The sequence below is a fragment of the Algoriphagus aurantiacus genome (genome assembly GCF_035156405.1).
Classification (GTDB): domain Bacteria; phylum Bacteroidota; class Bacteroidia; order Cytophagales; family Cyclobacteriaceae; genus Algoriphagus; species Algoriphagus aurantiacus.
The window spans coordinates 1-22,874 of the sequence record NZ_JAXRUT010000020.1 but is presented as its reverse complement, the minus strand read 5'-3'; the positions used below and the strand labels follow the sequence as shown (position 1 = coordinate 22,874).

The window sequence follows — 22,874 nt, the reverse complement described above, 5'->3', positions numbered from 1 at the left end:
AAGTGGTGAAGAGTAAGAGGTGAGAGGTAGAATGTTGTAAGGTGATGGCAATCATCGGACATCGGTCATCTAAACACCTGACAATAAAAAAGAACAAACAAATATCAAATCAATATAATGCAACTTTTGAGCGAACAGGAAATAGAAAGACGTAAAGATCGGGAAGAACTGATGAAATTGGGGATCAATCCCTATCCTGCAGAGGCATTTCCGATCAATGTCACTGCGGAGGATATTCATCGTAACTATGAAAATCGCAAAAACGATTACAAGGGTATTTCTATTGCGGGGCGTTTGATGAGCCGTCGTATTATGGGCTCGGCGTCTTTTGGAGAGATTCAAGATGCTACGGGTCGTCTGCAATTCTACGTGCGTCGCGATGATATCTGTGAAGGCGAAGACAAGACATTATATAATACGGTTTTTAAAAAGCTATTGGGCATAGGAGATTTCCTTGGCTTGAAAGGCTATATTTTTACTACTCAGACAGGTGAGATATCTCTCCATGTCACGGAATTGACCATTCTTTCTAAATCTGTGAAGCCTCTTCCTGTGGTGAAAAGAGATGAGGAAGGCAATGTGCATGATGGATTTACTGATCCTGAGATGAGATATCGTCAGCGCTATGTGGATCTGACAGTGAATCCTGAGGTGAAGAAGACTTTTATCACCCGCTCTAGAATCATCACGCAGATGCGTAGGTATTTTGATGATCATGGATGGCTGGAAGTAGAGACCCCAATCCTTCAAGCCGTACATGGTGGAGCTGCTGCCCGTCCGTTCGATACGCATCACAATACCCTGGATATGCCGCTTTTCTTGAGAATCGCTAATGAATTGTATCTCAAGAGACTGATTGTTGGTGGATTTGACGGAGTGTATGAGTTTGGTAAAATGTTCCGAAATGAAGGGATGGACCGTACCCATAATCCGGAATTCACTTCCATGGAAATCTATGTGGCCTACAAAGATTATATCTGGATGATGGAAATGGTGGAAGAATTGATTGAGCAGGTTACTGAGTCGATCCATGGCAAAACCAAAATCACTGTTGGTGCTAATGAAATCGAGTTTGCTGGACCGTATAGAAGGCTGACCATGTATGATTCCATCAAGGAAAATGCTGGAATCGATGTGAGCAAGATGGATGAGGAAGGACTACGCAAAGTCTGCGCGGAGATGGGTATTGAAACCGATGCATCCATGGGCAAAGGTAAGCTAGTCGATGAGATCTTCGGTGAGAAGGTGGAGGCAAACTTGATCCAGCCAACTTACATCACAGATTATCCGATTGAGATGACGCCTTTGGCAAAGAAGCATAGAACGGAACCAGGTTTGGTGGAACGTTTTGAGCTATTTGTGAATGGAAAAGAAATAGCCAATGCCTATACAGAGTTAAATGATCCTATTGATCAGCGTGAGCGATTTGAAGATCAGTTGAAATTAGCTGAGCGGGGTGACGACGAAGCTATGGCGATGGATGAAGATTTTCTTCGTGCCTTGGAATACGGAATGCCGCCAACTTCAGGTTTAGGAATCGGTATAGACCGCTTGACCATGTTGCTTACAAATAATACCACTATCCAAGAAGTGCTATTCTTTCCTCAGATGAGGCCAGAGAAAAAGCAGGTGGAAATGACTGAAGAGGAAAAAGGGATTTTCGAACTTTTAAAGCAGGAATCTCCTGTGGCTTTAGCCGATCTAAAAGCAAAAGCAGGACTTAGTGGAAAGAAATGGGATGTAGCAATGAAGGGCCTTACAGGCAAAGGAGTTGCAAAAGTGACCAAAGATGGGGATGCTATCTCGGTGTCTCTAGTGGATTGAGTTCTACTTGATATCTACAATAAAACCGGGCTGCGAGGCTCGGTTTTATTGTTTTTAGCCACGAAGGGAGCGAAGAAATGCACGAAGGCTTTCGCCGCCGTGAGTGTCCACTCTCACGACTTTCGCTATTAAAGTCTTTCTCAGATATGGTTTAAAAATCCAACCCAACGCATAGTTTATGCTCAGTGAAATTCACTTTTCTTAGATATAAATAACCACTTTTGCCAGTCAGAAAAAACTAGTTTCATTTGGCTGATAAAATTGGAATGAAATTTTCCATTACTTATTAAAATATAACAGCTAAAACTTATGATCATATGAGAACTTTCAAGGACATCTTTAACCTCTGTTCGGTATTTATACTTTTGAGTTTAAGTTCTTGTGCTATCAATCCTGTAACTGGAAAAAAGCAGATTGTATTGATGTCTGAAGCTCAGGAAATTGCCATGGGACAGCAGTCAGACCCAGAAATTGTCGCCTTTTTTGGTCTTTACGAAGATCCCCAACTTCAAGAATTTATCACAACCAAGGGTAATGAAATGGCGGCAATCTCACACAGACCTAAATTGGCTTACGAATTCAAAATAGTGGATTCACCAGTCATAAATGCCTTTGCAGTACCTGGTGGCTATGTGTATTTCACGCGCGGTATTATGGCACATTTCAATAATGAAGCAGAGTTTGCGGGAGTTTTAGGTCATGAGATTGGACATGTTACGGCTAGGCACTCAGTGATTCAGCAGCGAAATCAGTTATTTGGTCAACTAGGTCTCTTAGCTGGGATTATATTGGTGCCGGAATTAGGTCAATTTGTGGATCCTTTGTCCCAAGGAATGCAATTGGCTTTATTGAAATTTGGAAGAGATGCAGAACGTCAATCTGATAAGTTAGGTGTGGAATATTCTTCCCAAATCGGGTATGATGCCACTGAAATGGCGGGCTTTTTCGAAACCTTGGAAAGACAGCAGGGAAATACTGGAGCAGAAGATATCCCACCTTTTCTCTCGACCCACCCTTCTCCGGACGAAAGAAATGCCACAGTCGAAAATCTAGCGAAAGACTGGCAGCAAAAATCTAAAGAAACTGAATTTGAGATTAATAGAGATAGTTATCTGAAGAAAATTGACGGACTGATAGTAGGCGAAGATCCGAAACAAGGTTTTGTGGAGAACAGCATGTTTTACCATCCAGTGTTAAAAATCCAGTTTCCGATCCCATCAGCCTGGAGTCATCAAAACACTCCTCAGCAGTTTCAAATGGCACCTAAGTCAGGAGATGCTATCATGATGCTTACTCTAGCCCCCGGTGCTACATTAGAGGAAGCGGCAAATTCAGTCTTAGAAAAGTACACGTTGACTATGGTTGAATCTAAGAAAGAGACCATTAATAGAATGCCTGCTTTAGTAATGGTGGCCGATCAAAAGCAGGAGCAAGGTACCATTCGTGTTCTTTCAACTCTTATTCAGTTTGAAGGGAATATTTATAGTCTGATGGGAATTTCAGATCTCGCTAAGTTTGATTCTTATCAATCAGTCTTTCAAAAAACCATGCGCGATTTTCAGGAATTGCGTGATTCAGAGAAACTAAATCGCAAACCTGATATCATCAAAATCAAAACCGTACCCAATCAGATGGCTTTACAGGCAGCTTTTCAACATTTTGGTATGTCATCTGAGCGGTTTGAAGAGCTTTCCCTTCTCAATGGGATGCAGTTGACAGATCAAGTGAATAAAGGCATGTTGATAAAAGTGATCGGAAAATGAAAAAGCATATCTTCAAATAAGTTGTTGATTATGTATTTGTATAAAAAAGGAAAACCGGGCTGTGAGGCTCGGTTTTTTGTTTATTGGCCACGAAGAGACACGAAGAAATGCACGAAGGGATGTCAGTAATTGCAGTGCACTGTATTGATATTCTTGATTTCTATTTAATTAAGTCGCTGTCTTGCTTCTCCAGAAGCTGAACTTGATTTATTTGCCGCCGTGAGTGTCTCCACTCTCGGTCTTCTTGATTGTCAAAATGAAAGAACCCTTTCAAATTCCATAAAGCCTAAAATTCTACCTGAATAAAACAATTATCACGTGAGTGAAGACACTCACATGGGGGGAGATAATACACAAGAAACGGATTTCCCGTACTGCTAAAGCATAAATTTTTGCTCTTTCGATGTTAACACAAAATAAAAAGCCGAATCCTGTGGATCCGGCTTAGGGGTTTGTCAGCAACTTTAATCGGGTAAATTAGGCACCCTGTTTTTCAGCGTAGCCAAATACTTTTTGTAATAATATGGTGCTTCTGGCAGCTGCATTTTCACGGATTTTCAATTCCTCTTTTGCAATCTCATAAAACAATCCATCAATCGCTTTTTGGGTTACATACTTCGATAGATCCGTCTCAATTGGGGTCATCAGCGGGATTTTATTGTATCTACCGATCACATCACTCCAATATTTGGTAGCGCCTACTTTAGTCAAACTGCTTTCGATAATAGGTTTGAATTTTCCCTCCAGAGAAGTGGTGGTTTTATTTTCAAAATATGACGTCGCAGCATTATCAGCGCCAAGGAGAATATTCTTCACATCAGTAATGCTCATATCTTTGATAGCTGCCACAAATATAGGTTTGGCTTCGATGGCCGCATCCTCGGCTGCTCGATTTACGCTGGTGATCACTTGGTCACATAGACTACCAAGTCCAAGTGAGCGTAGCGTATTCTCCACTTTTTGGGCTTCTTCAGGAAACGCAATTTTTATAGCCAAATTACCTAAGTACCCATCTTCCTTTGAAAGGCGATCCGAGGCGTAGCTTGTACCATATTCCAATGCCTGCTTCAGGCCAGAATTGATCTCTGAATCTGTGGGAGTGCCGAGATCCAACGCCTTGCTTAATTGGCTTAACGTATCACAACTACCCAGCAATAGGGCGCTGACTAAGTAAAAAGTAATTGAAAGTTTTTTGAATGTGGTATTTTCTAATTTCATTGGAATTGGCTTAGGTGATCCTATTAGCATTCAACAATGATACCCTAAATGAATTTCGCTGTGACTTTTAGGAAGAATTTATTCATAAATGTCCGAAACTATAGCATACTTCATTTTTCATTTTCTTAATGAAAAACTTAAATTTTTTGAGATATGATAATTTTTTGTTAAAATAGATGCTAAAGTGTTAATCAAATGAACCTAAGACTTAATTCGGAATTCGGCACGCTCAAAGCTGTTTTGATGCATAGACCGGGGAAGGAAATTGATCGATTGACTCCCTACAATAAGGAATTTTTATTGTTTGATGATGTACCTTATCTCGAAGCTTTGCAGCATGAACATGATGCATTTTCGAATTTGATCAAAGAGTCCACTGGGGCTCAAGTGTATCAATTGCGGGAGTTGCTCATTCGCGTGCTTTATGATCAGAAGATTTTGCTTCAGTTGATGCAGGAGTCGCTTAAGAGATCTGGTATGGTCCATTTGGCAGAAGATATTTTGCAGCGGTATTCCACGGCTGAATGCGCAGGGATTTTGACGGCAGGATTGAAGGTTCATGAGCTCCGTCAGAAACTGCCTAAGTTGAATGCCGGTGAACTTATGGAGTTTGCTTTTGTAATATCACCTTGTCCCAACCTGTACTTTCAGAGGGACCCTATGGCTTTGACACCTGGAGGGGTTATTTTTTCTAGTATGAGGATGGAAGGAAGACAGCGAGAGGCGGATTTGCTTCGGACTATTTTTGAGAACCATCTTGATTTCAAGGAAAATATCAATCAATTGTATCCGGTTTTAGGACATGACAATCCGCCAAGTATAGAAGGAGGAGATGTGATTATCTTATCTCAGAAGGCTGTGGCTATTGGTAATTCGGAGCGCACGGATGAGAAGGCAATCTACCATGCAGCTAAAGCCATGCTGGCAGAAGGAACCGTAGAGCGAGTGTATGAAGTTCACCTCCCTCAAAAACGACAGTTTATGCACTTAGATACGGTGTTTACGATTTTGGATGAAAATCTCGTGCTGACCTATCCTGACGCAATGAATGCAGTGCTGCAAACGTCACTTTATACGCTGAAAGAAATCAAAGATGACAAAGTTCATATCAAACGAGAAGTCTTGAAAGAGTCATTACTTACCGTACTTGAGCGGGAAATTTCGCATTTGGAGATTCTACACACTGCCGCTGGCAACCCTGATTACGCGATGCGTGAGCAATGGTTTGATGGAGCCAACGTTTTTGCCATTGGTCCAAGAAGGGTAATCTCTTACAATAGAAATGTTCATACTAACCGGGCATTGAGAAGTATGGGTGTGGAGGTATTGGAGATTCCTTCCTCCGAGCTTTCACGAGGTCTAGGTGGTCCACGTTGTATGACTATGCCGATAAGTAGGTCTAGAGTTTAGCGATTTCGGGTTTCGGATTTTTGATTTCGGATATTCCGTGCTAGGATTTAAGTACGGTTTGATTTTGTTGTTTTGATTGTTGCTATAAAAATAGATAAAAGCTCATTACACTCTTTCCATAGTGGATCAATGATTTCTTTGGAAGCAATCCCACCTTCTCTCAAAATTTCTAACCAGTACAAAGTTTCGTCTGCTTCCTCCTCCACTATGCCTAACTTGGCAATGAATTCTGCTTTTGATCTTCCTCGTAAAGCAGCTCTGTAATTCGCTCCAATTGAAGATGAGGATTTAACGATTTGGTTAGAAATGATATAGGTAGCATTTCTCCGTGGCAAGCTTTCAGTCATTTGAATTATCGCAATTGCGAAAGCTTTGGATCTGGCTATAAGTTGTTCTTTCATAATAAAAATAGATGGGGAAGTGTAAAAAACTGTACTAAATAAGCTTATTATATAGATTTTTCAATCCATCAATTAACACCCTTGCTTAAGGTGAACATGGGTTTAGCAAATCCGATATCCGAAATCACCAATCCGAAATCGATTAGTTGTCAAAAAACGATCTTCTCCTGGATACTTTTAAATCTTGAAGAATAGTCGATTTCACCCGAATGTCAATGTTGTAGGAAGTGAATGCGCCAAATGGAACCCAATTGACATTCATCTGCCAGCAGTGCAGATCTCTGGCAATACCGACCATGGTCTGCGTGAGCTTTTTGGTTTGTGCATCAAAGCCAGTGTTGAAGTTGATTTTCCACTTTTCAGATAAGGAAAAATCTCCCCTCATACTGACTGACTGCGTAATATTTTTATTTCCTGACACTTGCTTGTTATAGGCGAGAACATACCCAAACGAAACGTTCCATGGAATGTCCCAATCGATGTATTGGCTAGGGTCGGTGGCGATTCTATTAATTTCACTTTCCACAAATTCATCCATCACCCCACCTTGCTGCAAAAATTGATCAGTAAGTTCATCCCTGACCTCCCCTTGATTTTGAGCACTGCTAGGATTGATAGAGGCATTCATGTTCAGTGAAGCATTTCGTATAGTTCCAATTCCCTGTCCATTTTTCCAGGCATATTGATTGATTGATCGGATCGTTTCTGTCCCACTTGTATTCGTAAAGGTTCCAGTAGCATAAGGATCTAGCGTGGAACTCATGTTTACTGAAAGTTTTCTGTTGAAAAAGCTTGTCCGGGCACTGATTCGAATTGGTGCTAGATTGAATGAATCTGCAGCAAAATTATAGCTGGAATTCAGATCGATGCTTTCCAATAATGGGATTTTCTTGGTTGTCTTCTCTTCAGTTGAATCATTTTTATCGAGAATTTTTGCTTCTAGGACACTTCTTATCCTGAAACTCATAGCTCTACTTTCTCCCTGTGGAGCACCACTATAGGAGAAACCTTGGTACCTCGAGAACAAACGCGTGTCACCTTCATCATTGATCGGCACTTCCTGATAATAACCATAAGAAGGGTCCGAGAAATCAGGACTGAAGCTAAAGCTAAGAGAAGGCTGAATAAGCTGTCGTATGGTTTGGATTTTCCCTTTTTTGAAGTTGAAGAACCCATAGATATTAGTGTTCAAACTGAAAGAGCTGGAATAATATGTCACTCGATTAAATCCATCTTCTAATATTTTGTCCACTCGCTCTTCGTTTGGATTATAGAAATAGTTGATTCTTTTGAGGTACCAAAGTTCGGTAAGGTCGGCGGAAGCTGTTCCTGTGAAATGTTTGAACAGTCTGAAATTAGAACTTACAGGGACTCTGTGTCTCATACCATTATTCGCGTTCTGTAGTAAATAGCTAAAGTTGGATGGAGTGAAAGGTACAAGATCCGGCGCGTCTGAATTATTTGGCACCAAGTCCGGATCTACTCCAAAGTCTTGGGTTACTTTATTGGTAATGGAGTTCTGAAGGTCAAAAGTATAAGCGATGTTCAAGGTTTTCAACGGCTCAAATTCCACATTTTTGAATGGGCTTTGCCTGTTCATACTCAAATTCATGGTTGGCAAGCTAAGTTGAACTTCTCCTGTCTGCACACTTTGGGAGTGCCGCATACTTGCACCAAAGGAGAAGGGAGTTCCCGTAAAAGTTTTGCTATAGACTATATTCGAAGACAAATCCGCAGTTACATTGTTAGTAAAGTTATTTGGGTTGACGATGTTGTTAAAATAACTTGTGGACCCGGCATTTACTGAAGCGGAGAATCTGCTGTTTCCTCGAGATTCAGGATTGTGAGACCATTGAATTCGGAATGTATTGTAATCAACAGGATTTAATTCGGTTTCTGGAGATTTGAATTTTTGGAAGTCAATATTGAAAGAACCTCCAAATCTATAGCGCTTTTTATACACAGCCTGTGATTTTAGTCCCCACCCTCCATTGGAATAGATATCGCCCGTCACCCGAGCATGGATGTAGTCATTGATGGCAAAATAGTAGCCTAAGTCACGAAGGTAAAGTCCTCTTTTTTGTTCTTGACCGTAGGAAGGAAAGATCAAACCAGAAGCTTTTTCTTCAGGTGTATTCGGAAGAATACCAAAAGGCAACCCTATAGGTGTGGGGATGCCATTGAAATAGAGATTGAAAGGTCCCGACACAATTTGGCCGTTTTCTACAGATTTGATTTTTTTGGAAGCAACATGGTAGTGTGGGATGGTAAGTGTACAGGTAGAGTAATATCCATTTGCCAAATAGACGCTACCATCTTCCATTTTTTTGATGGTTTCCCCTCTCAGAATACCGTCCTGCTGTTCAGTGACCACATCTTTGATAATGGCTTTCTGGGTTTTAAAATTATACCGCATTTCTTTCCTGATTTCATAGGAGGAAGAGCCGTCTTTGAAAAATGGATTTCCGGTTACATTTCCCAAGCTATCTGTGACACCGGTTGCATACAGTTCAGAGTTTTTCCAATCAATTACAATCAGATCTGCCTCCAGCCTCATCGTTCCGTACTCAAACCAGGCTTGGTTATAGAGGTAAACTTTGTTTTCTGTAAAATCCGAAACGATACTATCTTCACCGTAATAAGTAATATCTGTAGAGATATCACTCCTGGGCATCATTTTTGTCGAATCAGAAAGCGCGAGTGTTTCGGTAGGATTCGGAATAGTATCCAGATCTATCAAATCTCGCAAAGGCGGCATCAATGTATCGGGAAGTGCTAATGGCTTTTCTACAGGTTTGCGAACGGGGTCTTGTGCAGTCGCCACTAGCGGAACAATCAATAGCCCAAAAAAGCAAAATAAAAAGAGCTTGAATCCCTGCACTGTTGCTTACGCTTTATTTAATTTGAGTGAAATTTCGTGTAAAGTTAATTTTATTGCCCTCATGGAACGGTCCAAAAACAAAAAAATTCTTCTTAGTCTGATTTTATGCATTCCCTTTGTATTCGGTGGATTTATCACCAACGAATCGATGGTCCCTACATTTAGGATGACAAAGATAGTCCTCGATGCTGGCCACGGAGGTAAAGATCCTGGCAATCTGGGATCTAGGTCAAAGGAGAAAGACATTAATCTTGCGGTCACACTTTTGGTTGGAAAATACATCAAGGAAAACCTGCCTGATGTAGAAGTTATTTATACTAGGGACGATGATAGTTTTCCTACCCTCAAAGAGCGGCCACTGATCGCCAATAATAACAAAGCTCATCTATTTGTCTCCATTCATTCGAATTCGGCTCCAAATAAATCAGCTTATGGGACAGAGACTTTTGTAATGGGGACGAAACATTTTGATGCCAACTTTGATATTGTAAAGCGTGAAAACTCAGTAATCCTATTGGAAGATAATTACGAGGAAAACTACGAAGGGTTTGATCCTGCTTCACCGGAGTCTTATATGATGTTCAATTTGATGTCAAAGATTCATTTTGAGAATTCGGTATCTCTAGCGGATAATGTAGAAACTCAATTTAGAGATCGTGTAGGGCGTAAAAGCCGAGGTGTAAAGCAAGGCCCTTTCTACGTACTTTGGACTCCTTCTATGCCATCTGTTCTGGTTGAGTTGGGCTTCTTATCCAACTCCACGGAAGAGAAATTTCTGATGAGCCAGCAAGGTAAGGAGTATATGGCCTCAGCGATCTACCGATCTATCAGAAACTATAAGGAATCTATAGAAGCGAATTAATTTGCAAACTAAATTGGAATCTCATAGCCCTTTTTCTTAATTGGAAAGGGCTTTTTTTTACCTTGATGATTATAACTGATCGCATCAACAGCGAATTTTGATTCTAAACCCAAATTTGACTAATGACAGTAACTACCGGAAATTCTAATCCAAGCCTGGAAAATTTACTTCAGGATTTACAAGCTAAATACGAGCAGGTAAAACTAGGTGGAGGGGCCAAAAGAATTGAAAAAGAGCACGCTAAAGGAAAACTCACAGCTCGTGAGCGAATTGACTATCTGCGTGATAAAAACACTGATTTTTTAGAAGTTGGGGCTTTTGTCGCTGATGGAATGTATAAGGAAGAGGGTGGATGTCCTTCGGGAGGAGTGGTGACAGGAATTGGCTATGTGAGTGGGAGAATGTGTATGATCGTTGCCAATGATGCTACCGTAAAGGCTGGGGCTTGGTTTCCTATGACTGCCAAAAAGAATCTCCGTGCACAGGAAATCGCCATGGAAAATCATATTCCTGTGATTTACCTTGTCGATAGTGCAGGGGTTTTTCTCCCTATGCAGAATGAGATTTTCCCGGACAAGGAGCATTTCGGGAGGCAATTTCGAAACAATGCGAAAATGTCAGCAATGGGAATTGTGCAAGTTGCTGCGATCATGGGTAGCTGCGTAGCAGGCGGAGCCTATCTGCCTATTATGTCGGACGAGGCGATGATTGTGGATAAGACAGGATCTATTTTTCTGGCCGGTTCTTATTTAGTGAAGTCAGCGATCGGTGAAACAATCGACAATGAAACATTGGGCGGAGCGACTACGCATTGCGAAATCTCTGGAGTGACAGACAACAAATACGACACAGATCAGGATTGTCTGGATGCGATCCGAAAGATTTTTGATAAAATAGGCCACAATTCCAAAGCGGGATTTGACCGTTCAGAATCCCAAAAACCAGGCTATACGGGGGAAGAGCTAGTTGCATCATTTCCGACAGAGCGAGTGAAGCCATATGATATGCTTCAGATCCTGAAGGGGCTTGTAGATGGTGGAAGCTTTGATGAGTACAAAGAAGAATACGGTAAAACTCTGATCTGCGGGACAGCTAGAGTCGATGGCTGGGCAGTTGGAATAGTGGCAAATCAGCGCAAAATAGTAAAAACTGCCAAGGGAGAAATGCAGATGGGAGGAGTGATTTATTCAGATTCGGCAGACAAAGCTGCTCGATTTATTATGAATTGCAATCAGCGAAAAATACCGCTGGTTTTCCTTCAGGATGTCAGTGGGTTTATGGTGGGGAGCAAGGCAGAGCATGGAGGCATTATCAAAGATGGTGCGAAGATGGTCAATGCAATGGCCAATTCTGTAGTGCCAAAATTCACCTTCATTTTAGGTAATTCCTACGGTGCCGGCAATTACGCGATGTGCGGCAAAGCCTATGATCCTCGACTAATATTCTCTTGGCCCACCGCCCAGATGGCTGTAATGTCAGGAGCGGCTGCGGCAAATACCTTGCTTCAGATCAAAGTCGCTGGATTGAAGAAGAAGGGGCTAGAGATCACTCCTAAGGATGAAAAAGAATTGCTAGACGAAATCACCTCCAAATACAACGAAGAACTGAGCCCTTACTACGCTGCGTCCAGACTTTGGGTAGATGGAGTAATCGATCCTCGGGAGACTAGAAAGGTAATCAGCATGGGCATTGAAGCCGCGAATCATGCGCCGATTACTGAAAGATTTAACGTTGGAGTGATCCAGACTTAAGAAGATTTTTAGTAGCTTAATTATAAGTTTTATTCTATTATCCGTAGCCTTTTGACTATGAGTGAATTGACACCTGGAGAATTAAACGCCTTGGTTTCCTTATTGGATGATTCAGATCGTGAAGTAAGAATGCATGTACGGGATCGAATTATCTCTCTGGGGAATGATATTATCCCTTTTCTGGAAAAAAAGTGGGAGAATAGCTTCAATCCTGAAATTCAAAAAGAGATTGAGGAATTGGTGCACGATCTTCAGTTTTCCTTATTGAAAGCGAGGCTGACTGACTGGCGAGATACCGATGATAGAGATTTACTCACTGGACTTTGGATTATCAATACTTATCAATATCCTGATCTGGAATATGCTAAGCTGAATGCTGAAATGCACCAGATTTACTTTGATGTCTGGACGGCATTTAAAAATGATTTAACTCCATACGAGCAGGTTCGCGCGATCAATAATGTGTTGTTTAATACGCTCCGTTTCTCTGCAAATACCAAAAATTTTCACTCCCCTGCTAATAGCATGCTGTCCTCGGTACTGGATTCCAAGCGTGGCAATCCATTAACCTTATGTTCTATTTATTTACTCGTAGCAAAGAAGCTTGGCTTGCCGATCTATGGCGTGAATCTTCCAAATCTATTTGTACTTACTTATAAATCAGCTGATATTACTTTCTATATCAATGCTTTTAACAAAGGCTTGATCTTTAGCAGAAGGGATATTTTTAATTACTTGGAGCAGTTGAAGATAGAACCAAAGGAGGATTACTTTGAGCCTTGTGCGCATCTGCAGATCATGTTGCGGATGTTTCGAAATCTTGAGAATTCCTTCGAAAAGCTCGGAGAATCGGATAAAGTACAAGAAATCAAAGAGTTAATTGAGCTATTGAACGCTCAATAGGTTCGAACATTGCAGCCCACTGCTCTGGCTTGCGGAGGACTTGGTGCTTCTCCCTTTAGAATCGAATCCAATGCTCTATCCAGGTATTTGGCTGACACAGCACTTTCAGCTTGGGGGTTGTTGTCTAAGGCTCCCCTGTAACTAATGTTGCCATCTGGTGATAGCACAATCACTTCTGGGATTTTTGTGATTTTGTAAGCTTTAGTTAAAGTCTGGTTTTCATCAATTAGGTAGGGCATGTTGAGGCCCGATTGATCGATATAGCTTCGCAAAGCCGTTTTGTCACCCTCATTATTGCTGACTTCCGGATTCACCATCAGGAATGTAAAGCCCTGACTTTGGTATTTGCTTCGCAAAGCGATTAAGCGTGACTCATACATTTTTGCAAAAGGACATGCCAAGCTATGAAAAATCAGTACCAAGCCTTTCCCTTTTACCTGTGATTGAATATTCATGACTTTACCAGTGACCGCATCTGTGAGATTGATGACTTGCAGATTTTGAGCGGAAAGTGAAAAAGTGGTAGAAAGGAGAATAAGAAGTACTAGATGTAGTTTTTTCATTTACCAAATGGTGTAAGTCAATACTACATCCGAGATCACTCGAACTTGTACTGTATAATGATGATCTGTAAAATCCGTCCCTCGGATCTTACCTTTGATTATTCCAGTCTTTGAATCAAATGGTTCTAAAAGTATGTTTTCCCTAAAGGAAACTCCTCTTTTCCCTTGACATTTAAAGATGGACTCTTTAGCCGACCAAGCCATCGTGTAATGTAGCGGGTCTTTTTCCAAGAAGTCCAGTTCCGATTGATCCAAAAACCTAAATCCAATTCTCAGGATTTTCTCCCTAATCAAATCCATATCAATTCCGACTGGATTATCTCTGTGATAGATTGCTCCTGCGTAGCCTATTGTATGAGATAGCGAAATATATCCGTGACCATTCATAGCCTGAGATTTCCCATGCTCATCTTTGAAAAATCCTGGATAAGGGACGTATAACAGATCCAACGCATCTCGTATTGCCATTCGTGCTGTGGCCCATTCTCTCTTTTTTTCCAGATGGGAAATATTTGCATAGGATAGTTTTTCTCTAAAGCTGAGGAAATCCAACTCATATTCATCATGAGTTTCGATAATCTTGATGGCCAAAGCCGAGGAAGAATCTATTTTTTCTATTTTTGTTTGCATAGGCTAGAAGGGCACCAAAGTCTATGTCCAATATATGTCAAAAATAGAAGTTAATAAGTTACAAACACTAACAGGGCACAATGACTGCATCTATGCGTTGACTGAAGGCTGTGACCCCCGTTTTTTTTATACTGGGGCTGGAGATGGAATGGTGGTGGAGTGGGATCTTGAACATCCAAAGGACGGTAAGTTGATCGCGAGACTTCCACACTCAGTTTATGCCTTGGCAACAGACTCACTCAGGAATTTACTTTTCATAGGTCATAATTTCGAAGGAATTCATGTCATTGACCTGAATGAAGGTAAGGAAATCTGGTCGCTGAAATTGACTGACCAAGCTATTTTTGATATCAAAGTCTTTGGGGATGAAGCCTACATAGGAACAGGGGATGGTGTATTGATCATAGTAGATGTTCTTTTAAAAACGATTAAAAAGCATATCAAACTGGGTGAAAAGAGTATTCGTGTCATTTCTTTGGCAAAAGACAAACGTCAGTTAGCAATAGGCTTGAGCGATCATACTGTCAAGATTCTTGATTTGTCAGACAATTTTCATCCCCTTAATAACCTGACTGGGCATACCAACTCAGTCTTCGCACTTTCATATTCTCCTGATGAATCGATTCTGGTCAGTGCGGGTAGGGATGCGCGGTTGAAATTTTGGGAAACTGACACCTATTCACTACAAGAAAACATTGTGGCACATATGTATGCCATTAATTATTTATATTTCAAGGAGGACGGGAATCTCCTAGTCACCTGCTCTATGGACAAATCGATCAAGATTTGGGATGCAGCTGAGAAAAAACTCCTCAAGGTCATCGACAAAGCTAGAAATGCGGGTCACGGCACTTCAATAAACAAAGTAATTTGGAGTAGCTATCAAGGCAATGTAATTTCTGTGTCGGACGACCGTACTATTTCTATTTGGCAAATTGAAGCAAATTAACCCATGAAGATTACACCAGCAGCCATTCGGCAAAAAACCTTTGAAGTTGGATTCAGAGGATATGAGAAAAAAGAAGTAACCATCTTTTTGGATGAAATCAGTGAAGTAGTTGACCAGCTTCATAAAGAAAATATGGAGCTTAAAACCAAGCTCCAGAATACAGAAGCTGAGGCAAAACGATTGAAGGATGTGGAGGAATCGCTTTTCCGTACACTGAAAACTGCTGAAGATACTGGAGCAGCAATAATCGTAGAAGCTAATGAAGCCGCGGATTTGATTATAGCTGACGCAAATGAAACGGCAGATAATGCAACAAAGCACATAGATCAGTTGATAGCCGACTCTAGGAAACAGTCAGAAGATCAGGCAGCTGCTATCATAGGTGCTGCGGAAACCAAAGCAAAAAAAACCATTGTAGAATTACGGGAGAGCATGCAAGGATTGGTAAGATCTTATGAAGGTCTTGCGGAGCAACGGGAATCTATGGTGAAAAGCTTGAAGAGAATAGCACAGGACACGTTGAATCAAATTGACCTTTCAGAAGCTCATTACACCAGAATCGACGCCAAGGCACATGCCAGAGCAATTGATGAATTGAGCAGATCCCAGACGTTTACTTTTGCAAATCTGGAAAATCTCGGGTATGAAGAAGAAATTTCTGAAGAAGAAATTGAGGAAAATCCTTTAGAAGAGATGGAAGTGATCGAAGAGCAGCTTGAGATTGAAGCGCATGATTCCACTCCTGATCTGGAAATGAAAACTGATGAAGCTGAGGTTGCAGAGGAAGAGCTAGAAATGGAAGATACCAAGATGCAGTTGGAGGATGAATCATTAGAAGAAGACATAGAAGAACTTGAAGAAGCCAAGCAAAAGCCAATTGTTGAAACGGTCAAGCCTCAGGCAGTTCAGCCTAAATATCCTGAAAATCCCAAGAACCAATCGGGGTCATTCTTTGACCAATTTGACTAATGGGAAAAGTAAGCCTCGAAGGGATAGAATTTCATGCGTATCACGGAGCCTATCCGGAGGAATCCATCCTTGGGAATCGATTTACTTTAGATCTAGAACTGGAAACAGATTTTCGCCAGGCAATGCTTCAGGATGACTTGAGTGCGACGGTGGATTATTCAAAATTGTACAAATTGATCAAAGCCAGAATGGATGTAAAAGTAAAATTGCTGGAGCATCTAGGGCATATGATCGTGACAGATATTTTGGAAGCCTATCCCAAAACGACCAAAATTAGATTAACTCTCAAAAAACATCACCCCGCACTTGGAGGATTAGTAAGTTTTTCCTCAGTTCAAATCCAATATCCTGAAGATTATACGTAATCATTTCTTAGTCATTCTACGGATTTTTGGGTCACTTGGAATCCTCAAAGCACTATTGAAAATCAAACAACCTTACTAATCTTGTACAATAAAGCTGAGACATCGAGAATACGTTCGGAGTTTTGGATTGCTTTTGGGCAGTACATGAAGCCAATTCCGAATGCGGAGGGAAGAAGAATCAATTGGCCGAATTACAAAACAGGAGTTCGTCATATCTATTTTAGGATGAAAGCAGAGCGTGATTTTGCGTCAATTGGAATTGAAATTGGCCATCCCGACGAAGAATTGCAGGAATTGTATTTTGATCAGTTTGGGCAATTTAAACAAATGCTCGAGTCAACAGTAGGCGAGGAGTGGAGCTGGAAATTGCATCAGGAAAATGAGTTTGGACAGTTGGTTTCTAGAATTGAAAAAGTGTTGCCTGCTGTCAATGTGATGGATGAAGGAGATTGGCCAGAAATAATAGCATTCCTTAAACCCAGAATTATCGCATTAGATGAGTTTTGGGAGATAGTAAAACCAGGGTTTGAGAGTTAGGTTATTGCGCCCTTTCTGGGCTTTAAAAATGAAAACTAATTTAATAAACAATGGCCTAATGACCGTTGTTGTGGTATTATCCCTTTCAGGGCAAGTTCATTTCGTGTTAATCAAAATGCCTTTTTCACATATTTCAATTCCTCAATCGTTCTTACTCCATCTTCAGTCAGCGCAAGCCAAAGCTTGATTTCATCACCTTCTCGCTTCATAGTTAATCCGTGAAAATAAACGATATTCTCACCAACTTCTACCAAACGGAAGGTAGTCCACTCTTCCTTTTCCTCCCATGCGGAAAGGTCTGCATTAAAATGTTTGAGTTTCAAAGAGAAGGTTTCTCCTTCTTGGACGATGTTCATGAATTCTGAAAAAATAAGTTTGCCTTCGCTCCAAAAGCGAAAAGTCCCAATCATATTGCCATTCACTGCTGGCATCCACACTTCCTCGCATTCGCCACCGAATCCTGTTCCAGTCCAAAAGCCTTCCAGCCAGTTTAGAGCAGAAACATTTCCTTTGCCAGCTTCCTGGTCTTTTTCAAGCTGTTTTACCTGAGAAAATGTAATGAAACAGATGAAAAATAGTATTGAGGAGAGAAGTGACTTTTTCATAAAATAAGGCTTTAAAACTCCCTGAATTTAGGAAAATCCCGGATCAGTTGCGAGAACGAATACATTAACTAAGTCTAGCTTCTGGAGAAGCAGGACAACTTTAAAATGTAGCGCAGTCACAGATCGTGGCGCTTTGGAATTTCAGGATTAACAAAAGTAAAACCTCGGGCTTCGTCTCCTTCAAAAAAATCAATCTGCATTCCCATCAGGAACATAAAATGGCGCTTCTCTATCAGCACAGGTATCCCTAAAATCTCAAATTGCTGATCTTCTTCTTTTGGTTTGTCAAACCCCAATGCATATGACATTCCACCGCATCCACCGCCTTTCACACCTACGCGCAGGTGATAATCAGCAGGAATGTTTTTATTGGCCATAATATTTTTGATCTCTGCTTCGGCCTTTTCGGTGATCTTAATTGGGATTATCATGTGTGGAAAATGCTTTTGGCAGGGAATTGGTTCGTCTAAATAGTAATTTACATTCCCTCGATGTTTTCTAACGGGGATAATTTGTGCAAATTCGAGTTTAATCCCCAAAAATGGAATACGCAGTCGATTTATTGAAAATTCTTTTGCCAGCTGGCATCGTCCTTTATGGCATGTACCTCGTGGTTGTTTCTTTTCTTTCGAAGGAAAGAGAAAAAACACTGGTAGAATTGAAAACCCAAAATTCTCAAACAATTCTCCCAATTCGATTGCAGGCAGCTGAGCGAATTTGCCTATTTCTTGAGCGAATCACTCCAAATAATTTGGTGCGAAGATCTAATCCCGGAGGATTGACTTCAGGTGAATTACATTCACTTTTGTTGGCGGAAATTCGTGAGGAATTCAACCATAATTTTTCTCAGCAGGTATATTTTTCCGAGGAAACTTGGGAGGCAGTAAAGCGTGCTGTCGAGGAAGTGACTACTATTATTAACCAAAGCCGGCAAATGCTCAATGAAGAGGCTACGGGGATTGATATGGCAAAGGCGATTTTTGCGCAAGCATTGGAAAGGAAAAACGATCCTATAGGTTATGCGTTGAAACAAGTGAAATCAGAGATTCAAATTTACTTTTGAAAATGGGATCCTTCAAATCTAAAACTTCCGTGACAATCGAAAATGCCAAAGCACTGTTTGGTAAACAAGTAGATGCGCTTGGTAAGCAAAAAGAAAAAGTCAGTGAGTTGATCGCAGGAGTAGGGAATAAAATATTGAGATTTGGGGATAATCCTCGTGTGAAAAAACTCATTGAGCCAGTTTCAGTTTTCATCCGAATGATCAAAGCACATTTCAACGGTTCACATAAACTTACCAACAGTACGCTGGGATTGATACTTTTAGCATTGGTTTACTTTGTTTCTCCCATCGATATCATTCCTGACTTTTTGGGAGTGATTGGATTTGCAGATGATTTAAGTGTGATATTGGCCATTTATGCAAAAGTAAAAGATGAGATTGACGGTTTTTTGGATTGGGAAAGAACTCAGATTTAGTATGTCTTGTTAGCTCCCAAATTACAAGATATGCTAGACCAAGAAACGTTATTGATTACTCCTGAGCTTATTGATTCTGCTCAGACATATTCAGAATACCGAGAAATGATAGATCAGCTTCTGGCTGAGGGCAAGACCACTGGAGTCAATCACTCAGAAAGCTATCTGAACTATACAAAAATGAATCTGCAGCGAATGAATCGCTGGGATAAAACGGCTAAGATTTCACCAGAATTAGATAAAATAATCACTTCCATTTCATCGCCACAAGTATGGCTGGTGATCACAGAAGCTTGGTGTGGAGATGCTGCGCAAAGTTTGCCATTCATCGCTAAGCTAGCTGCATTGAACCCACTGATCGAGCTGAAATTTGTCTTGAGGGATGAGAATCCAGAGCTGATGAATGCTTATCTTACTGATGGAGCAAGGTCAATTCCAATTTTGATTGGCTTGAGTAAAGACCTAAGCAAAGAGCTTTTTGTCTGGGGACCAAGGCCTGAATTTCTTCAAAACCGCCTGAAAGCATTCAAACTTGATCCTCAAAATATTACTCCCAAAAAATTTGCCGATGGCACACACCTGTGGTATGCACGGGATAAAAATAAAGCAATAGCTGAGGAGTTGACTCCACAGTTTGCCTCAACGATATAACATATGACATCGAGCATGACGCAAGCGACACACTGTGGGATGATTATTTGTTATGCGAGATTCTCCAGAATCGATCCCGATAACTATCGGGACGAGACAGGCTATGTGACCTTTAAAAAAACAATTATAAACAGATGAAAATCGCACTGATTTCTGGGGCTTCAGGTCTTGTAGGTAAGGAGATTCTCCACCATCTTTTTAAAAATGAGGGCTATGATTACGTCCTGAGTATTGGCCGAAGAAAGCTTGCAATTAAGCAGCAGAAGCTTGTCCAGATAGAAGGGGATATGGCGAAATTAGACACTTGGGATTGGGTAGATAAAGTCACTTCTCAGAGTTTGGGTGGAGAATTTTATTCTCTTGTCCAGAGTATAACCGAAAAAACAGCTGAGGTACATGCATTTTCCTCACTGGGAACGACCATCAAGCAAGCAGGTTCCAAGGAGAAGTTTTACGCCATTGATCATGACTTGGTGATCACCTTCGGGAAATGGGCTAAAAAAATTGGAGCATCCAAATTCCTCTATGTATCAGCTTCAGGTGCAGATGAAAAATCTTCAATATTTTACAGCCAGACCAAAGGCAAAACGGAAGAAGATCTCAAAGCAATTGGGTTTGCCTATTTGGGCTTATTCAGACCTTCGCTTTTATTGGGAAATAGGAATGAGTTCCGACTTGGCGAACAGCTAGCAACCATCGCAATGAAACCCTTGGTTTGGCTGAAGCTTTTCAAAAATCTTCGACCAATCCATGATTATCAAGTAGCCAAGGCCATGGTGAAAACAGCGCTATCGCAAAAAACAACTTCTGTAGAAATCATCTCCTCTGGAGAAATGCAAGACTTAAGTAAATGATCGTAGTAATCCAACGCGCTTCTGAAGCATCAGTGAAAATTGGCGGGAATGTCAAAGCCGAAATCGGAATTGGCCTGATGATTTTACTGGGAATTGAGGAGGCGGATACGGAGGAGGATATCGCCTGGCTTTCGAAGAAAATCGTGAACCTGAGAATCTTCCCGGACGAAAATGAGGTGATGAACAAAAGCCTGCTGGATATTGACGGAGAGATTTTGCTGATTTCCCAGTTTACACTTCATGCCAGTACCAAAAAAGGAAATCGGCCTTCTTATATCAAAGCGGCCAAGCCTGACATCGCCATTCCCCTGTATGAGAAAATGATCACTGCCTTACAAACAGAACTAGACAAACCCATTGGTACAGGAGAATTCGGTGCAGATATGAAAGTTTCACTAGTCAATGATGGTCCAGTAACAATTGTCATGGACAGTAAAAATAAAGTCTAATCATCAATTTTAAATTTTGCAATCTCTTCTCAAAATCACTTCCGCACAAGTTCTTTCAAAAGGAAAGCAAGTTTTTAAATCCTTAGATTTCAAGTGGGAAAAAAGGCAGCACTGGGCTATTATTGGGAATTCTGGAGCAGAGATGACTGCTTTCATAGAGGCTATTCGCGGAAATGCAGTAGTTCGAACAGGTGAAATTGTCCGTCCTTTTGCGAAGCAATATACTGAAGAGAAGACCAAGTCAGGAGAGATCAATTCGTTTCGGGATCTGATAGCGTATGTGTCACAGCGCTACGAAATCCGCAATAAGTCCAATCAGCAAAACTTTTACTTTCAGCAGCGGTTCAATTCCTCAGAATCTGAGGATACAGCTACCGTAGGGGAATATTTATTGGAAGTAAAAGCGAAAGTTGATGGGCCTTGGACGTTGGAGAAAGTGTCTGAATTGCTGCATTTGGAGCACTTGCTGGATAAGTCGCTACTCTTGCTCTCTAATGGGGAAACCAGACGACTGGCGCTGGCTGTGGGACTGATGCGTCAGCCTAGCATTTACCTGATGGATCAGCCGATGACAGGTTTGGATGTGAAAAGTAGGGAGGAGTTTGGAGAGATTTTGAAAGCGATCATTTCCGAGGGAGTTCATGTGCTGCTGACCACTTCTGCGAATGAAATTCCCACGGGAATTACTCATATAGCAAGATTGAGTAATAAGGGAGTGGGAGATACTTGGCTGGCAGAAGACTTTCATCTGACGGGCAAGCATGAACAAAAATTGTCTTTTGATTGGGGCCTTTTGGATTCGCTTTTGTCAAAAAGGCCAAATGAAAATGCTGAAGTTATTCGCCTGCAAAATCTCAGTATCAACTATGGAGAGAAGCAGATTCTGAAAAATCTCAATTGGGAAGTGAAATCCGGTGAGCGTTGGCTTCTGAAAGGAGCTAATGGCACTGGGAAATCGACCTTGATCAGTTTGCTGATTGGAGAAAATCCCCAAGCCTATTCTAAAAATTTCTGGCTTTTTGGACGCAAGCGTGGAACCGGTGAGAGTATATGGGATGTGAAAAGACCTACGGGATTTGTAGCACCAGAACTCAGTCGATTCTTTCCCACTAATCAGACTTGTCGTAAGGTCATACTTTCAGGGCTTTTTGATACGATGGGTTTATTTAGAAAAGTAAATGAAGAGCATGAATCCTTAGCTGAATCCTGGATGAAACTTTTCCAACTGGAAGCATTTGAGAATATCCCCATCAATCGACTTTCCTTAGAAAACCAACGCTGGACTTTACTTGCCCGAGCGCTAATCAAGCAACCCAAACTTCTGATTCTCGACGAAGCGTCACAGGGCATGGATGAGTTTCAGCGCAGACTTTTTAAAGATACCGTGCAGCAAATCTGCGAGCGAAGTACGATTACCTTGATCTATGTCAGCCACTATGTCGAGGATGTACCTGAGACTGTGGGGAAGGTGATGGAGTTGGGTGGGTGATGATAGATATGAAAATATATCAGAAGGGAGATCTAGACATTTTCCAATGTCCTACTGTATCATCTATAACTTTTTCTCCATTTGCATATTCATAAACTGTTCTTATTTTTCACTTGCCTGTGTACTCTTTTTTGAATCACTATATTTTCCAGCATAAAAGATAAATTGAGGACCTTCATAAACAGTTCTTTTACCCAATTGATCGACCTCGTAACCTGAGTTCGATTTTAAAAAACGGCTAATTGGTTTGTTTCGACGGGTTGATACTTGATTGCGGGCTTTTTAGGTAAGAAGGAATAGGCAATTAAACCTGCGACAAGG

At 41.1% G+C, this 22,874-nt stretch carries 23 protein-coding genes and 1 pseudogene; 16 read left to right on the top strand and 8 right to left on the bottom strand.

The window, feature by feature from the left end; genetic code table 11:
- Nucleotides 1-117 precede the first annotated feature (117 nt).
- Entirely contained in the window at nt 118-1,824 is a 1,707-nt protein-coding gene (gene lysS / locus SYJ56_RS18080) for a lysine--tRNA ligase (protein ID WP_323836549.1), read from the top strand.
- Between the two features lie 317 nt (nt 1,825-2,141).
- Nucleotides 2,142-3,587 carry a M48 family metalloprotease gene (locus SYJ56_RS18075; protein ID WP_323836547.1) on the top strand — a complete coding sequence of 482 codons (1,446 nt, stop codon included), beginning with the start codon at nt 2,142-2,144 and terminating at the stop codon, nt 3,585-3,587.
- 477 nt (nt 3,588-4,064) lie between these two features.
- On the opposite strand, the gene SYJ56_RS18070 is transcribed toward SYJ56_RS18075, so the two are convergent.
- On the bottom strand, nt 4,065-4,805 hold the full coding sequence (locus SYJ56_RS18070; RefSeq protein ID WP_323836545.1) for a DUF4197 domain-containing protein: 741 nt from the start codon (nt 4,803-4,805) through the stop codon (nt 4,065-4,067).
- Nucleotides 4,806-5,000: 195 nt separating this feature from the next.
- Here SYJ56_RS18070 and SYJ56_RS18065 point away from each other — a divergent pair, with 195 nt between their 5' ends.
- On the top strand, nt 5,001-6,215 hold the full coding sequence (locus tag SYJ56_RS18065) for an arginine deiminase (protein ID WP_323836543.1): 1,215 nt from the start codon (nt 5,001-5,003) through the stop codon (nt 6,213-6,215).
- A 47-nt stretch (nt 6,216-6,262) separates the two neighbouring features.
- Here SYJ56_RS18065 and SYJ56_RS18060 read toward each other — a convergent pair whose 3' ends face one another.
- Nucleotides 6,263-6,616 carry a four helix bundle protein gene (locus tag SYJ56_RS18060; protein ID WP_323836542.1) on the bottom strand — a complete coding sequence of 118 codons (354 nt, stop codon included), beginning with the start codon at nt 6,614-6,616 and terminating at the stop codon, nt 6,263-6,265.
- A 142-nt stretch (nt 6,617-6,758) separates the two neighbouring features.
- Nucleotides 6,759-9,497: a putative LPS assembly protein LptD gene (locus SYJ56_RS18055; RefSeq protein ID WP_323836541.1), complete on the bottom strand. Its 2,739-nt coding sequence runs from the start codon at nt 9,495-9,497 to the stop codon at nt 6,759-6,761.
- Nucleotides 9,498-9,558: 61 nt separating this feature from the next.
- Here SYJ56_RS18055 and SYJ56_RS18050 point away from each other — a divergent pair, with 61 nt between their 5' ends.
- From SYJ56_RS18050 to SYJ56_RS18040, 3 genes are all read left to right on the top strand, one after another.
- Entirely contained in the window at nt 9,559-10,359 is an 801-nt protein-coding gene (locus tag SYJ56_RS18050) for an N-acetylmuramoyl-L-alanine amidase family protein (protein ID WP_323836539.1), read from the top strand.
- A gap of 122 nt (nt 10,360-10,481) precedes the next feature.
- Complete coding sequence (locus SYJ56_RS18045) at nt 10,482-12,110, top strand: acyl-CoA carboxylase subunit beta (RefSeq protein WP_323836537.1); 1,629 nt, start codon at nt 10,482-10,484, stop codon at nt 12,108-12,110.
- 57 nt (nt 12,111-12,167) lie between these two features.
- The gene (locus SYJ56_RS18040; protein ID WP_323836535.1) at nt 12,168-13,013 is read left to right on the top strand and encodes a transglutaminase-like domain-containing protein; all 846 of its coding nucleotides are present in this window, start codon (nt 12,168-12,170) and stop codon (nt 13,011-13,013) included.
- Here SYJ56_RS18040 and SYJ56_RS18035 read toward each other — a convergent pair.
- Both SYJ56_RS18035 and SYJ56_RS18030 read right to left on the bottom strand, forming a co-directional pair.
- Nucleotides 13,007-13,576 (bottom strand): redoxin domain-containing protein, encoded by a 570-nt coding sequence (locus SYJ56_RS18035; RefSeq protein ID WP_323836533.1) that lies wholly within the window; start codon nt 13,574-13,576, stop codon nt 13,007-13,009. The two genes, SYJ56_RS18040 and SYJ56_RS18035, sit on opposite strands and share 7 nt — an antisense overlap.
- Complete coding sequence (locus SYJ56_RS18030; RefSeq protein WP_323836531.1) at nt 13,577-14,206, bottom strand: 4'-phosphopantetheinyl transferase family protein; 630 nt, start codon at nt 14,204-14,206, stop codon at nt 13,577-13,579.
- A gap of 34 nt (nt 14,207-14,240) precedes the next feature.
- On the opposite strand from SYJ56_RS18030, the gene SYJ56_RS18025 reads away from it, so the two are divergent.
- From SYJ56_RS18025 to SYJ56_RS18010, 4 genes are all read left to right on the top strand, one after another.
- Entirely contained in the window at nt 14,241-15,155 is a 915-nt protein-coding gene (locus tag SYJ56_RS18025; RefSeq protein ID WP_323836529.1) for a WD40 repeat domain-containing protein, read from the top strand.
- Between the two features lie 3 nt (nt 15,156-15,158).
- Nucleotides 15,159-16,124: a DivIVA domain-containing protein gene (locus tag SYJ56_RS18020; RefSeq protein WP_323836527.1), complete on the top strand. Its 966-nt coding sequence runs from the start codon at nt 15,159-15,161 to the stop codon at nt 16,122-16,124.
- Nucleotides 16,124-16,489 (top strand): dihydroneopterin aldolase, encoded by a 366-nt coding sequence (gene folB, locus SYJ56_RS18015; protein ID WP_323836525.1) that lies wholly within the window; start codon nt 16,124-16,126, stop codon nt 16,487-16,489. The genes SYJ56_RS18020 and folB overlap by 1 nt, the downstream gene beginning before the upstream one ends.
- Before the next feature lie 81 nt (nt 16,490-16,570).
- The gene (locus tag SYJ56_RS18010) at nt 16,571-17,026 is read left to right on the top strand and encodes a DUF4268 domain-containing protein (protein WP_323836523.1); all 456 of its coding nucleotides are present in this window, start codon (nt 16,571-16,573) and stop codon (nt 17,024-17,026) included.
- A gap of 110 nt (nt 17,027-17,136) precedes the next feature.
- Here SYJ56_RS18010 and SYJ56_RS18005 read toward each other — a convergent pair whose 3' ends face one another.
- Nucleotides 17,137-17,631 (bottom strand): DUF6265 family protein, encoded by a 495-nt coding sequence (locus SYJ56_RS18005; RefSeq protein WP_323836521.1) that lies wholly within the window; start codon nt 17,629-17,631, stop codon nt 17,137-17,139.
- A gap of 116 nt (nt 17,632-17,747) precedes the next feature.
- A complete protein-coding gene (locus tag SYJ56_RS18000; protein ID WP_323836519.1) occupies nt 17,748-18,062 on the bottom strand; it encodes a HesB/IscA family protein in 315 nt (104 codons plus the stop codon).
- Between the two features lie 110 nt (nt 18,063-18,172).
- Here SYJ56_RS18000 and SYJ56_RS17995 point away from each other — a divergent pair, with 110 nt between their 5' ends.
- The 6 genes from SYJ56_RS17995 to SYJ56_RS17970 all read left to right on the top strand — a co-directional run bounded on the left by SYJ56_RS17995 (nt 18,173) and on the right by SYJ56_RS17970 (nt 22,553).
- The gene (locus SYJ56_RS17995; RefSeq protein ID WP_323836517.1) at nt 18,173-18,694 is read left to right on the top strand and encodes a DUF7935 family protein; all 522 of its coding nucleotides are present in this window, start codon (nt 18,173-18,175) and stop codon (nt 18,692-18,694) included.
- Nucleotides 18,695-18,696: 2 nt separating this feature from the next.
- Nucleotides 18,697-19,110: a YkvA family protein gene (locus SYJ56_RS17990; RefSeq protein ID WP_323836515.1), complete on the top strand. Its 414-nt coding sequence runs from the start codon at nt 18,697-18,699 to the stop codon at nt 19,108-19,110.
- A gap of 30 nt (nt 19,111-19,140) precedes the next feature.
- Nucleotides 19,141-19,761, top strand: a complete 621-nt coding sequence (locus tag SYJ56_RS17985) for a thioredoxin family protein (RefSeq protein WP_323836513.1) — start codon at nt 19,141-19,143, stop codon at nt 19,759-19,761.
- A 134-nt stretch (nt 19,762-19,895) separates the two neighbouring features.
- Nucleotides 19,896-20,615 carry an NAD-dependent epimerase/dehydratase family protein gene (locus tag SYJ56_RS17980; protein ID WP_323836511.1) on the top strand — a complete coding sequence of 240 codons (720 nt, stop codon included), beginning with the start codon at nt 19,896-19,898 and terminating at the stop codon, nt 20,613-20,615.
- On the top strand, nt 20,612-21,064 hold the full coding sequence (dtd, locus tag SYJ56_RS17975) for a D-aminoacyl-tRNA deacylase (protein WP_323836509.1): 453 nt from the start codon (nt 20,612-20,614) through the stop codon (nt 21,062-21,064). The genes SYJ56_RS17980 and dtd overlap by 4 nt, the downstream gene beginning before the upstream one ends.
- 16 nt (nt 21,065-21,080) lie before the next feature.
- On the top strand, nt 21,081-22,553 hold the full coding sequence (locus tag SYJ56_RS17970; RefSeq protein ID WP_323836507.1) for an ATP-binding cassette domain-containing protein: 1,473 nt from the start codon (nt 21,081-21,083) through the stop codon (nt 22,551-22,553).
- Between the two features lie 227 nt (nt 22,554-22,780).
- Here SYJ56_RS17970 and SYJ56_RS26070 read toward each other — a convergent pair.
- Nucleotides 22,781-22,874: pseudogene (locus SYJ56_RS26070) on the bottom strand (IS982 family transposase); the annotation flags it as partial.